Origin of the sequence: Amycolatopsis sp. VC5-11 (assembly GCF_037034185.1) — a bacterium.
Lineage (GTDB): Bacteria > Actinomycetota > Actinomycetes > Mycobacteriales > Pseudonocardiaceae > Amycolatopsis > Amycolatopsis nivea.
Genome location: NZ_JBAGKF010000026.1, coordinates 49,346 through 62,621, shown reverse-complemented (window position 1 = coordinate 62,621; position 13,276 = coordinate 49,346). Strand labels below are relative to the sequence as shown.

Here is a 13,276-nt window from a genome sequence, read left to right as displayed (position 1 = left end):
GCGGAGGAGCCGGAATCAGCAGCGGTGGCGGGGGGCCGGGAGTGACGGTGCCGGAGCCGCGAGCGGTAGCCATCCCGTTCGGTGGGCCAGTATTGCCGCCTTCCTGGCCCACCGGACGGGCTGGACTTGCCTGCTCCCCGTGCATTCCTGCATCGGTCAGGTCTGTCGGACGGGCCCCGGTTGTGGCGAGCCCGTCTCGGGCCGCGGATCTGCCCGGCCCACGCATTCCTCACTTCCTCAAGCCCACGAGAACCTCCATCGGCGGGACTGCACCAGCGACGTCGCGTACTCCCGCAAGTTCCCCGGCTGCGTGAGGTACGTGGGGAGGCTGAAGGCCCGGTGCTCCGCCGCGACTGTCAGTGCCCTGGCGTGGGTGCGGGGTGGGGCGGAAACCGACAGTTCCAGTGAATCGAAGCCCAGCGTCACCAAGGTTGCGCCGAAGCGGTCTTCCCAGCTGCGCAGGACTGCTGAGAGTTCCGCGACCTGGTCGGTCGACTTGATCATTCCTGTCCAGCCGATGAGGGCTGGGACGTCGGCCGGACGGTCGGCTTGGACCAGGCCCAAGCGGTGCGGGGTGCGGGCGGCCAGGATGGAGCCGGTGTTGCCTGCTTCGGCCAGTGGGTCCGAGCGGCGGTGCGAGCGTTTCGCCAGCCCGGGGAAGCGGGTGCCGAACGGGCGCAGGCAGGCTCCGTCGCAACAAGAGCCGTCCCACCAGCGGGCCAGGACTTCGGCGGGGTCGGCGTTGGCGACGCGGTGACCGGCCGGGGCTAGGCGGCCTCGGTCGTCCAGCCAGTCTTCGCCGCGGGCGGTGAAGCGCTGGTCGGGCGGGATCAGCACGGGCCACAACCCCGACCGCTCGAACTCCGCGACGCAGCTCAGGTACCGCTGTGGGCGCGTGAGCGGTTCCTCCGACACCCAGATCCGCCCGTGCCAGCGCCCTGGCGGCAAGGTCTGGACCGGCGGTGCCCCGACGCCGGGGCGGAACGGTGCGATCGTCATGAGCTTCCCCTCGAACTGGTGTTCGGTTCCTGCATATCGAACAGTAGTTCGAACCACCGACAATTTCCAGGGCGCCACTCGCTCATCCGTTCGGGTGAATCTCGGGAAAGCCCAGGTCGAGGGGCAAAAAACTCAGCGCCGGGAGACGCGGCGCACCCGGACCGCGACGAACAGGCCGATGGCGATCGCCACCGCGGCGAGCACGGCGTACTGGAACACCGACGCGTATCGGTCCACCAGCGACCAGCTCTCCCCGAGCAGGTAGCCGGCCACGACGAAGGCGGTGTTCCACAGCAGGCTGCCCGCCGTCGTCAGCAGTAGGAACCGGCCGAACGGCATCCGTTCGACGCCCGCGGGCAGCGAGATCAGGCTGCGGAAGATCGGCACCATCCGGCCGAGGAAGACCGCCTTGCCGCCGTGCCGGGTGAACCACGCCTCGGTGCGGTCGAAGTCGGCGGCGTCCATCAGCGGCAGGCGGCTGAGCAACGCGCGGCATCGGTCGCGGCCGAGCAGGGCGCCCAGCCAGTAGACGATCACGGCGCCGGCGACTGAGCCGAGGGTCGTCCAGAAGAGGGCGCCGAGCAGGCTGAAGGTGCCGCGGCTCGCGGAGAAACCGGCTAGCGGGAGGACGAGTTCGCTGGGGATCGGCGGGAACAGGTTGTCCAGGCCGACGACGATCGCGGCGCCGATGCCGCCTAGCGAGTCCATCAGGCCGACGGCCCAGCCGGCCAGTCCGGTGAGGGGTTCGGCGGGGGCGGCGAGCAAGAGGTGCACGAGGGGTCCTTTCACGACGAAAGCTGACGTTGTTGACGGTAGGAAGCCAAGGCGCGCAACACATTGCGGTCGGCCACCCGGGGAAATGCGGGAAACCGCAGTGGGGTTTGGGGTGGGGCAGCGCGTTCGTTTGCAGAAGGCGGGTGTGGCTGAACAGGGAGGGCTCGGAAACCGAGGGGCTGGCGAGAGGCGGAAACCGCAGTGAGGTTGGGGCGGAGGTGCAATGAGCTCGTTCGCGGGAGGCGGGGAAAGGTGGCTGGACAGACGGGGTTCGAGGCTTGGCGAGATGCGGAAGGCCGCAGTGGGGTTGGGGCGGAGGGTCGACGAGTTCGGCCGCAGGGGTCGGCGGATGTGGCGGGGCTTGGCGAGATGCGGAAGACCGCAGTGGGGTTGGGGTCGAGGGTCGACGAGTTCGGTCGCGGGAGTCGGCGGGATGTGGCGGGGCAAGCGGGGTTCGGAAGCCACAGTGGGGTCGGAGTGGAAGAGCAGCGAGTTCGGCCGCGGGAGGCGGGGCAGGTGGGGTTCGGAAGCCGCGGTGGGGTCGGGGTGGAAGAGCAGCGACTTCGTCTGCGGGAGGCGGGGAATGTGGCTGGACAGACGGAGTTGGAAGATCGCGGTAGGGCCGGGTGGAGGGGGCAACGCGCTCGGCCGTGGGAGGCGGGGAATGTGGCTGGGCAGGCAGGGTTCGAAGATCGCAGCGGGTCGGGGTGGAAGGGCAACGAGTCCGAGGGAGACGGGTAATGTGCTCCGACAGGGCAGGCCGAGAACCGAGGACCAGGCGAAATGCGGAAAACCGCAGTACCCCGCCCCCAACAGGCTGGCTAGCCTGAGTGACGTGAACAGACTGCGCCGTACAGCAGGTGTCGGCCTAGGTGCGCTGACGGCGCTCATCGAGCTCCCGTACCTGGTACTCACCGCACCGCTCCTTGTCATCCCCGCGGCACGGCAGCGGGTCTTCCGTGGCGCGCGCGGGCTCGCCGAAATAGAACGCGGCCGGCTGAAGCGGTTCTTCGACGCCAGCAACGGCGACGATTACGATGGTCGCCGCGCCCTCCAGTACCTCCTCCCGCGCAGCTTGACCGGGCTTCTCGCGCTGGGAGTGTGGGTGTGCGTCGGCGCGGGGGTCGCGGCGGGGGCGTTCTACTTCGTCCAACTCGTCACCGGGCGGGCTCCTGGCGGTGCGGGTGATGGGAAACTTCTGGACTGGCTCCCCGTAGTGGCCCTCGGCGCGATCGGGGTATTCCTTTGTGGACAGGGACTGATCGGCGTAGCCGCGCTCGATCGGCGGCTGGCGCGTAGGTTCTTCGGGCCCAGCAGTCAAGAACTGTTGCGGCGCAGGGTGTCTGAGCTGGCGACCACGCGGAGTGAAGTGGTCGAGGCAGTCAACGGAGAGCGTCGCCGGATCGAGCGGGATTTGCATGACGGAGTGCAGCAAAGGCTGGTCGCGTTGGGGGTGTTGCTCGGCCGGGCTCGGCGCGCGGACGACCCGCAGCGGTCGGCTGAGCTGGTCCGCCAGGCGCATGAGGAATCGCAGGAAGCGTTGAGAGAGCTGCGAGAGGTTAGCTGGCGTGTGTACCCGATCGCGCTCGACGAGAGTGGTCTTGAGGCTGCGCTGGAGTCTCTGGCTGAGCGGGCCACGCTCCCGGTCGACCTTCGTTACGCGATTGACGAGCCATCGCCGGAATTGGCGACGGTGGTCTACTTCGTGGCGTCCGAGTCGGTCACCAATGCGGCTAAGCATGCCAACGCTAATAAGGTCACGATCGACGTCCGGTGGCAGGAAAACAGGCTGGAAGCAGAGATCACGGACGATGGTTGCGGCGGCGCACAGGTAGGCGAGAGTGGCGGGTTGTCTGGGCTGGCGAGACGAGTGGCAGCAATGGATGGCGATTTTTCCGTACAGAGTCCCGAAAACGGGCCGACCACAGTGCGGGTGACGTTGCCGTGCGAGTGATTCTGGCTGAGGACGCGACCTTGCTCAGGGAAGGTCTCGTACGGCTGCTGGCGGAGGAAGGCCACGACGTGGTGGCTGCGGTCGGCGATGGAGAAAAGCTCCTCGAAGCGACCGCCGAACACCAACCCGACATCGTCGTCACCGATGTTCGCATGCCGCCGACCCACACGGACGAAGGGTTGCGTGCCGCGCTGGAAATCCGTGAACGCTGGCCGGACACCGGTGTGCTCGTGTTGTCCCAGTACGTCGAGAAACGCTACGCGGCCAAGCTGATCGGCGGCGACGGCGGACGCGTCGGGTACCTGCTCAAGGACAGGGTCGCCCAGGTCGGCGACTTTCTCGACGCGCTGGACCGGGTCGCGGCCGGTGGTGCGGCCTTCGACCCGGAGGTGGTGCGCAGGCTGGTCGCCCGCACATCGCACGAGGACGCGCTCGCCCGGCTGACTCCGCGCGAGCGCGACGTGCTGGAGAAAATGGCGCAGGGCCACACGAACGCGAGCATCGCCACGCTGCTGTACATCTCGCAGAGCGCCGTGGAGAAGCACGCGAACGCGATCTTCGACAAGCTCGACCTGCCGCAGGCAAAGGGTTACAGCCGACGCGTGCTGGCCGTTCTCCGTTACCTCGGTTCGTGATTCACAGCGGTCGGCGCAGGTCCTCCGCGTCGACGATGTGGTACGCGTAGCCCTGTTCGGCCAGGAAACGCTGCCGATGCGCGGCGTACTCGGTGTCCACTGTGTCCCGCGAGACGATCGAGTAGAAGTGCGCCTGCCGTCCGTCGCCCTTCGGACGCAGGAGTCGGCCGAGGCGTTGCGCTTCCTCCTGCCGCGAACCGAAAGTGCCCGAAACCTGGATCGCCACCGACGCTTCCGGCAGGTCGATCGAGAAGTTCGCGACCTTCGACACCACCAGCGTGCGCAGTTCGCCGCGGCGGAACTTGTCGAACAGTTCCTCCCGCTCCTTGTTCTTCGTCGCACCCTGGATGACCGGGGCCTCCAGTTCCGCGCCCAGCATCTCCAGCTGGTCGAGGTACGCGCCGATCACCAGGGTCGGCTCGCCGGCATGTTTGTCCACAATGGACCGGATCACCGGGATCTTCGTCATCGCCGTCGCCGCGAGCTTGTACCGCTCGTCGGAATCCGCGGTGGCGTACTGCAGACGCTCCGACTCGGTCAGCGTCACCCGCACCTCGGTGCATTCCGCAGGCGCGATCCAGCCCTGCGCCTCGATGTCGCGCCACGGCACGTCGTACCGCTTCGGGCCGATCAGCGAGAACACGTCGCCCTCGCGGCCGTCCTCGCGCACCAGCGTGGCGGTGAGCCCGAGCCGTCGCCGCGACTGCAGGTCCGCGGTCATCCGGAACACCGGCGCGGGCAGCAGGTGCACCTCGTCGTAGACGACCAGGCCCCAGTCGCGCGAATCGAACAGCTCCAGGTGCCGGTACTCGCCCTTGGTCTTGCGCGTGACCACCTGGTACGTCGCGATGGTGACCGGCCGGATCTCCTTCTTCTCCCCGGAGTACTCGCCGATCTCGTCCTCGGTGAGCGACGTGCGCGCGACCAGTTCGCGCTTCCACTGCCGACCGGCGACGGTGTTGGTGACCAGGATCAGCGTGGTCGCCTTGGCGTGCGCCATCGCGGCCGCGCCGACCAGCGTCTTGCCCGCGCCGCACGGCAGCACGACGACGCCGGAACCGCCCGCCCAGAACGCTTCCGCCGCCTTCCGCTGGTAGTCGCGCAGGTGCCAGTCTTCCTCGGCGAGATCGATCGGGTGCGCTTCGCCGTCCACGTACCCGGCGAGGTCCTCGGCCGGCCAGCCGACCTTCAGCAGCGCCTGCTTGAGCCGCCCGCGTTCGGACGGGTGCACGATCACCGTGTCGTCGTCGATCCGCGAGCCCAGCATCGGGCTGATCTTCTTGTGGCGCGAGACCTCTTCCAGCACCGCGCGGTCGGTCGTGGTCATGACCAGGCCGTGCGCCGGGTGGTTGGCGATCTGCAGCCGCCCGAACCGGCCCATCACGTCCACGACGTCGATCAAGAGCGGCTGCGGCACCGGGAACCGCGAGTACGTGGTGAGCGCGTCCACCACCTGTTCCGCGTCGTGCCCGGCGGCGCGCGCGTTCCACAACGCGAGCGGCGTGATCCGGTAGGTGTGCACGTGTTCGGGTGCTCGTTCCAGTTCGGCGAACGGCGCGATCGCGATCCGCGCGTCGTCGGCACGCGGATTGTCGACCTCGAGCAGCACGGTTTTGTCGGACTGGACGATCAGGGGGCCATCAGTCACCTCTCCTTTATACGTTCCCTCCCGGACCGCGGCCCGGGGATGCCAAGATGGCGGGACGAAGCCGCGGGAGGGGACCCAGTGACCACACCACCGTTCGGCATGCCGCCGGCCGCGAACCCGTACCAGCCGCTCCCGCAGCAGCCGGTCCAGGGCGGCCCGAAGCGGGTGTCGGGCAAGCAGAAGGGGCTCTTCGCCGCACTCGTCGTCGTGGCGCTCGGGCTCGGCACGCTCGGCGCGTTCGGGTTCGCCGCGGTCGTGCGCTCGGCGGGACCGCCGGTCGCGGGCAGCTGCCTTTACCTCACTTCGCTGGGCTCGAGGACGCAGACCTATACCGGGGCGGACTGCTCCGACCGGGCCGCCACCTACCGCGTCGACACGGTCTCGAAGGGCCGGTCGTCCTGCCGCGGCGAGGACTACGTGCCGTTCGAGCTGTACTCGTCGGCGCGCAGCACCACCAGCAGGCCGACCCAGACGCTGTGCCTCGCGTTGAACGTCGCGTCCGGCGAGTGCGTCCGCGACGTTTCGGACGAGTCGAAGGTCGGCAAGGTCGCCTGCGACGACCCCAAGGCGGAAGCGCGGGCGGTCGTGCACGACGGCGCGAAGTCGGCGTCGAGCTGCGGCGAGAAGGACTTGTCGCTGGTGTACGCGGGACCGCCGGTGCGGACGATTTGCCTGCAGCCGACCGGGGCGAGCATCTAGCGCCTCACAAGGCGTTCGGGAGCATCGCCGCCACGTCGAGCCGGTTCGCCAACTGCCCGGAGCTGTGCATCAGGTCGGCTACGCGCTGCAGCCGGGTCGCCGACAGCGTGGTCGGGTAGCTGCCGAGCGAGATCAGCGCGGCGGTGGTCTGGTCGATGTCGGAGAACGAGGGCAGCGCGTCGCGCACCTTCGCCGAGTCGGACGCGGCGAGCTGGGCCTGGGTGAGGACGTTGCGGAACGCGGTCAGCGTGCGCGGGTTCGAGGCGGCGAACTGGCCGGTCGCGGCGTAGCCCGACGCCGGGAAGTCCAGCGTCGCGCCGGTCGAACCGTCGGCGAGGACCTGCGCGCCCAGTTCCTTCTCCGCGCGGGTGATGTACGGCTCGACCATCAGTGCCGCGTCCGCGTCGCCGGACTGCAGCGCGGCGGGCATCTGCCCGAACGGCCGGGTCACGAACTCGATCTTCGACTTGTCGACGCCTGCCGTGCCGAGGACCGCCCGCGCGGTGAGCGCGCCGATGTCGTCGGGCGAGTCGACGGCGATCTTCGGCGACTTCTTCGCGGTCGGTTCGGAGTAGTCGGAACCGGGCAATGTGACGAGCGCGATAGTCGTGCGGCCGAAGGTGTACGCCTCGCCCTGCAATTGCAGCGCGGTGCCGGACCCGGCGGCGCGGAACAGCGACACGTCGCTGCCGAACGTCACATCTATCTGTCCGGACTTCAGTTTCTCGACGCCGTCGCTGTCGCCGAGTTCCACCAGTTGGACGTTCAGCCCGGCCTGGCGGAACTTTCCCGCGGCGACGGCGATCCGCAGCGGGGCGGTGTCGATCGGGCTCGCGACGCCGACCCGCAGCGTCACGCGTTCCGGCGGTTGCGCTTGTCCGGTGTCACTGGATCCGAACACGGAGCAGCCGCTGAGTGCGAACAACGTCGCCACCAGCGCAAACCTCAGACCGGTCGCTTTCACTCGCCATCCCCTGCCGGGAGAATCTCTGCCTCGTGCTGGATCGTATGGGCCGCTGCCCATACGATCGCCCGCAGGGCCGTGCCCCCGCCAGGGTGGCTTCCCGATCTTTTCGCCGGCAACTACCGAGCGGTAGTTTCCGGCTGGAGCCCGATGACGTCCGTGGGCAGAGGTCCCCGCGGTGGAAAAGGAAGCACAGGTGACCCGTCGCGACGACCGTCCCCGTTCGGGTGACGCGACGGATCCGGCTGCCTCGCGCCCGGTCGGCGGCGGGTGGCGGCTGCGGAACTGGCGGCTGCGCACCAAGCTCTTCGTCGTCCTGCTGATCCCGGCGCTCGCCGTGGTCGTGCTGGTCGGCCTCCGGGTCAACAGCGACCTGCGCGACGCCCGCCAGCTCGCCGAGTTCGCCGCTCGCTGCCGGATCGACTCGACGGTCGCCGAGGTCGTGCACCAGTTGCAGCGCGAACGCGACGTCACGGTGCGGTTCGTCGCGGGCGACCGCAAGGGGGCCACCGACGTCCTCGTGGGCCAGCGCACCCGCGTCGACCTGGCGATCGGCGCGTTCGAGCGGTCGCTCGCCGACAGCAAATCGCGGCTCGACGAATCCGCGGCGGGCGATCTGCAGCAGAGCGACGACCGGCTGCGAGTGCTGGGCGGCCTTCGGTATTCGGCTGAACACTCCGCGTATCCGGCGGACGCGGTGCTCCGTTCCTACAGCGAGCTGATCTCCGGCCTGCTCGACATCAGCGACACCGCCGCGGCCGACGTCACCGAACCCGACCTGGCCCGGCTGCGGCTCGCCGGGAACGCGCTCGCGCGGATCAAGGATCAGATGTCGGTCAAGCGCGCGATCATGTCCGAGGCGATCGCGCAGGGCACGCTCAACCGGGACCGGACGCGCGCGCTGCTCGGCGCGGAAGCCGAACTGGCCGCCGCGCGCAGCGACTACCGCACCTTCGCGACTCCGGACGAGCAGCGGATGTACTCGGACACGGTGATCGGCATCGTCGTCGACATCGGCAACGACATGGTCGAGTCGGCGCTCACGCGCACGGAGAACAACCAGCCGCTGTCCGGTCTGGACGCGGACCAGTGGGACACCGCGTCGACGTACACGGTCAATCTCGCCCACCAGGTGCAGCAGGCGCTGCTCGTCCAGCTTCAGGAGAAAACGGACGCGCGGGCCGCCAGCGCCCGCGCCTCGACGATCTGGGACGGCGGAATCGTCATCGGCGTCCTGTTGGTCGCCGGTGTCCTGTCGGTGGTGATCGCGCGCTCGCTGCTGCGGCCGTTGCGGATCCTGCGCCGCACCGCGCTGGAGGTCGCCGACCACCGGCTGCCCGAGGCGGTGCAGCGGCTGCTCACCGAGCCCGACCCGGCTCCGGAGAACCTGCGGCACCGGGCGGCGGTCGCGCCGGTGCCCATCTTCACCCGCGAGGAAGTCGGGCAGGTCGCGCGCGCGTTCGACGCGGTGCACGGCGAGGCGGTCCGGCTGGCCGCCGAGCAGGCGATGCTGCGCGAGAACGTGAACGCGATGTTCGTCAACCTGTCGCAGCGCAGCCAGGACCTGGTGGAGCGGCAGCTGTCCGTGCTCGACCGGATGGAGGCGGGCGAACAGGACCCGGAGACCCTCGGCGGGCTGTTCGAACTCGACCACCTCGCCACCCGGATGCGGCGCAACAGCGAGAACCTGCTGGTGCTGTCCGGCACCGACCTGGTGCGCGAGGACACCGGACCGGTGGTGGCCGACGAGATCATCGGGGCCGCACTGTCCGAAGTGGAGGATTACCAGCGGATCGAGATCGGCCCGGCCCCCGCGCTCGCGGTGCGCGGCGACGCGGTCAACGACCTGGTGCACGTGGTGTCCGAGCTGCTGGAGAACGCCACCCGGTACTCCGGGCCGCAGACGGCGGTCACCGTGGAGAGCGCGCGGACGGCCGACGGCGCGTGGCGGATCGAGATCACCGACCGCGGCGCGGGCATGCCGCAGGCGGAGATCGACCGCACCAACGCGCGGCTGGCGCATCCGCCGGAGGTCGACGTCGAGGTGTCGCGCCGGATGGGCCTGTTCGTGGTCGCCACGCTGGCCGAACGGCACGCCATCGCGGTGCGGCTGAGCCCGGCCGAGGGACGCGGGCTCACCGCGACGGTCGTCGTCCCGGCCGCGTTGATCACCGAGGCCCCGCCGCTGCCGCAGCCGCCCGCGCCGGTCGAACCGGAACCCGCGCCCGAGCCGGAACTGCTGGCCCCGCTCGCGCCGCTGGCCCCGGCCGACGAGCCGGAGGAGCCCGCCGAGCTGGTCGCGCCGACCCTCGACGACGCCGGTCCGCTGCGGCGCGCGCCGGTGGTCGAGGAGGCTCCGTCGTGGCCCGGCCCGGCGTCGCGGTCGCATCTGGAGATCGACGCGCCGACGGACCGGATGCCTGCTTATCGCGACGTGCTGTCGCGCTGGTTCGACCTCTCGGCGCCGCCGGAGGAGCCGGTCGCGCCGGAGCCGCGGGTGGTCGCGCCGATGCCGGAGGTGCCCGCCTTCGAACCCGAGCCAGAGCACGCCTACGAGGAGCCGCCGGAGTTCCCGACGGAAGACCCGGACGAGGCGGCCCCCGAATGGCCGGCGCCCGCGCACGCCGAACAACCGGAGTGGCCGTCGCCGGAGCACCTGGAACAAGAGGACGGCGCCGAGGACACCTGGCCGTTCCTGCGGGTCGCCGACGTGGCGGGCGGCCCCGCCGCGGAGCCGGAGCCGCGGCCGATACTCTCGCTTTCCCCCGACGCGGTGCGCGCCCGGATGACGAGCCTGCAAGGCGGCTTCCGGCGCGGCAGGCACGCCAGGGGGGAAGACACCCCGCCACTGGATCGAAACGGATGAGGCATGAGTTCGAACACCGCCCTGCTGGAAGTGATCGCGCTGGGCGCGCAGGACGCGGAGCGGGCGCAGGAGGGCGGAGCGGACCGGCTCGAACTCGTCTCCGACATGGCCAGCGACGGGCTCACCCCGAGCGAGGCGACGGTGCGCGAGGTGCTCGCGGCCACTGATTTGCCGGTGCGCGTGATGCTGCGCGCGGAGAACACTTTCGACGCGCGCGCCATCGACGAGCTGTGCGCTTCGGCGGCCCGGCTGGTGTCCGCGGGTGCGCAGGAGTTCGTGTTCGGGTTCCTGACCGAGGAGGGCGAGGTCGACGCCGACGCGTGCCGCGCGTTGCTGAAGGAGATCGACGGGCGGCCGTGGACGTTCCACCGCGCCATCGACCGCTCGCGCAACCCGATCGCCGCGTACGACGTGCTGGCCGAGCTCGGCTGCGACACCGTGCTGGCGGCGGGCCACGCGAACGGTGTCGCGAGTGGACTGTCGGTGCTGCAGCAACTGGCGCGGCGCACTGACGGTCCGGCGCTGTTGGTCGGCGGCGGCTTGCGGGCGCAGCAGGTGCATTTGCTGCGCGCCGGCGGCGTGCGCGGATTCCACGTCGGCGGCGCGGTGCGTCCGTCCGGTTGGGACGCTCCGGTGGACGCGGCCGCCGTGCGCGAGTGGGCCGAACTCGTCAAAGGCTGACGCTCCGCTCCACTGCGGAAGGGAACCTCGCCGGGAATTCCAATTCCGGCAAGGTTCCCTTTTTTGCTTGACGAGCACAGCGCGCGTGTGTGCGCAAGGGGTCCGGATTGTCCGGGGCTTCCGCATTCCGACGTCCGATGGTTTCCGGATGCGGCGGGACATCGCGGCGGGAATCAGTCATAAATCGTGCAAGTGGAAAACAAACCAACCGCGTTAAGGTCAGCCAAAAGTAGGTTTCTTTGTTTCGAGCGGTTTTTTAGGGTCGGGGATACGGGTCGGTACCGCGATTTAGCCGGCCCGGTCCCCGCCTCTCGAGAGGAATTCTCATGCGCTTGCGCAAGCTCGTCGCCGCCGCGGTTCCGCTGCCGGCGTTGCTGTGCCTGTCCGTGGCCGGCGTCGCGAACGCCGATCCGCTGGTCGCCCTTTCCGGCAACGCCGCACCGCTCGCCGCCAGCGCGCGGTCCGGTGACGTCGCCGCTGAGCAGCAGATTCCCGCCGCCCTGTCCCTGAAACTGCACAACCAGCAGGCGCTGGCCCGCTTCCTCGCCGACGTGCAGGACCCGGCCTCGCCGCAGTACCACCGATTCCTCTCTCCGGAGCAATTCACTGCTGCATTCGGCCCAACGCAAGCCGAAGCCGATCAGGCGGTGAATTTCCTCAAGCGCAGCGGTGCGCAGGGTATTGAGGTTTCCGGAAACCGCCAGGCGATCACCTTCTCGGCAACTGCCGGACAGCTGGAATCCGCCTTCCATACGCGCATCGGCAATTACACCGACACCGTCACCGGCCGGAAGTTCTACGCCAACGACTCCGCGCCGGAATTGCCCGCTTCGGTGTCCTCGGTGGTCGATTCGGTCGTCGGCCTCGACAATCACGCGGTGAAGCACCACGCGAAGCCGACGCAGGCGCCGCGCACGGTCAAGCCGGTGACGCCGAGCATCCTCAAAACCGCGTACGGCACCAGCGGCATGTCCGCCACCGGCGCGGGCGTGAATGTCGGTTTCGTGGAGTTCGACGGCTACAAGAAGTCCGACATCACCGCGTACGACACCAAGTACGGCCTCAAGGGCGGTTCGGTCAGCACGGTTTCGGTCAACGGAGCCAACTACGACTCGAGCCCCGGCGACGGCCAGACCGAGGTCGACCTGGACATCGAGGTCGTGCACGCGCTCGCCGCCCCGGCGAACGACTACGTGTACGAGGCCCCGAACTCCAACGCGGGCGAGCTGGCGATGTACCAGAAGATCGCGTCGGACAAGAAGGTCAGCGTCGTCTCGATCTCGTGGGGCTCCTGCGAGGCGGCGGAAGGCTCGGCCGCGGCCAACAGCGTCGACAAGGCGCTCGCGACCGGCACCGCCGAGGGCATCAGCTACTTCGCCGCCGCGGGCGACGACGGCACCACCGACTGTGCCCGCCAGACCGGCAGCAAGGCCCAGGCGGTGGACTTCCCAGCCTCGAGCCCGAACGTCTCCGGCGTCGGCGGCACGCAGCTGACGGTGAACTCGTCGAACGGCTACAGCAGCGAGACGACGTGGAACGACGGTGCTTCCGGCGGAGCGGGCGGCGGCGGCATCTCGACGATCTTCGCCGCGCCGTCGTGGCAGTCCAAGCAGAGCACGACCAAGCGCAAGGTCCCGGACGTCGCCGGGGACGCCGCGCAGGGTTCGGCGTACACGATCATCTCCGGCGGACAGACCGGGAACGTGTGGGGCACCTCGGGCGCGGCTCCGCTGTGGGCGGGCTTCGCGGCGCTGCAGAACGAGGTCCACAAGGGCGGCCTCGGCAACCTGAACGCGAAGTTCTACAGCATCGGCAACGGTTCCTCGTACGGTTCCGGTTTCCACGACGTGACCACCGGCAACAACACCTTCAACGGCACCACCGGCTTCTCCGCAGGCACGGGCTATGACCAGACGACCGGCTGGGGCTCGTTCAACGGCTCCGGACTGTCCAAACTGATCGGCTGAGCACGGGGCTCGTGAGTGGCGATTCCGGTTCTAACCGGAATCGCCACTCACGACGTCTGGCTGATTGACCAAGATCCGGGACGCTGTTT

The 13,276-nt window shown here is 69.4% G+C and carries 10 protein-coding genes; 6 read left to right on the top strand and 4 right to left on the bottom strand.

Annotated features, from left to right (window positions below):
• Positions 1-237 precede the first annotated feature (237 nt).
• Together WA670_RS41685 and WA670_RS41680 are read right to left on the bottom strand one after the other, a co-directional pair.
• Positions 238-999 carry a DUF4253 domain-containing protein gene (locus WA670_RS41685; protein WP_037807874.1) on the bottom strand — a complete coding sequence of 254 codons (762 nt, stop codon included), beginning with the start codon at positions 997-999 and terminating at the stop codon, positions 238-240.
• A 132-nt stretch (positions 1,000-1,131) separates the two neighbouring features.
• Complete coding sequence (locus WA670_RS41680) at positions 1,132-1,773, bottom strand: DedA family protein (RefSeq protein WP_037807871.1); 642 nt, start codon at positions 1,771-1,773, stop codon at positions 1,132-1,134.
• An 835-nt stretch (positions 1,774-2,608) separates the two neighbouring features.
• Here WA670_RS41680 and WA670_RS41675 point away from each other — a divergent pair.
• Both WA670_RS41675 and WA670_RS41670 read left to right on the top strand, forming a co-directional pair.
• A complete protein-coding gene (locus WA670_RS41675) occupies positions 2,609-3,727 on the top strand; it encodes a sensor histidine kinase (RefSeq protein ID WP_336161643.1) in 1,119 nt (372 codons plus the stop codon).
• Positions 3,718-4,362 (top strand): response regulator, encoded by a 645-nt coding sequence (locus WA670_RS41670; protein ID WP_037807870.1) that lies wholly within the window; start codon positions 3,718-3,720, stop codon positions 4,360-4,362. Before WA670_RS41675 ends, WA670_RS41670 begins: the two co-directional genes overlap by 10 nt.
• 1 nt (position 4,363) lies before the next feature.
• Here the strand turns inward: WA670_RS41670 and WA670_RS41665 are convergent, their stop codons facing one another.
• The gene (locus WA670_RS41665) at positions 4,364-6,010 is read right to left on the bottom strand and encodes a DNA repair helicase XPB (protein ID WP_336161641.1); all 1,647 of its coding nucleotides are present in this window, start codon (positions 6,008-6,010) and stop codon (positions 4,364-4,366) included.
• 78 nt (positions 6,011-6,088) lie between these two features.
• On the opposite strand from WA670_RS41665, the gene WA670_RS41660 reads away from it, so the two are divergent.
• Entirely contained in the window at positions 6,089-6,709 is a 621-nt protein-coding gene (locus tag WA670_RS41660; protein WP_037807861.1) for an LppU/SCO3897 family protein, read from the top strand.
• Between the two features lie 4 nt (positions 6,710-6,713).
• Here the strand turns inward: WA670_RS41660 and WA670_RS41655 are convergent, their stop codons facing one another.
• Entirely contained in the window at positions 6,714-7,733 is a 1,020-nt protein-coding gene (locus tag WA670_RS41655; protein ID WP_336161639.1) for an ABC transporter substrate-binding protein, read from the bottom strand.
• A gap of 136 nt (positions 7,734-7,869) precedes the next feature.
• On the opposite strand from WA670_RS41655, the gene WA670_RS41650 reads away from it, so the two are divergent.
• From WA670_RS41650 to WA670_RS41640, 3 genes are all read left to right on the top strand, one after another.
• Positions 7,870-10,539 (top strand): sensor histidine kinase, encoded by a 2,670-nt coding sequence (locus tag WA670_RS41650; protein WP_336161637.1) that lies wholly within the window; start codon positions 7,870-7,872, stop codon positions 10,537-10,539.
• Positions 10,540-10,542: 3 nt separating this feature from the next.
• Positions 10,543-11,220 (top strand): copper homeostasis protein CutC, encoded by a 678-nt coding sequence (locus WA670_RS41645; protein WP_336161634.1) that lies wholly within the window; start codon positions 10,543-10,545, stop codon positions 11,218-11,220.
• 326 nt (positions 11,221-11,546) lie between these two features.
• A complete protein-coding gene (locus WA670_RS41640; protein ID WP_043827290.1) occupies positions 11,547-13,187 on the top strand; it encodes a S53 family peptidase in 1,641 nt (546 codons plus the stop codon).
• Positions 13,188-13,276 lie beyond the last annotated feature (89 nt).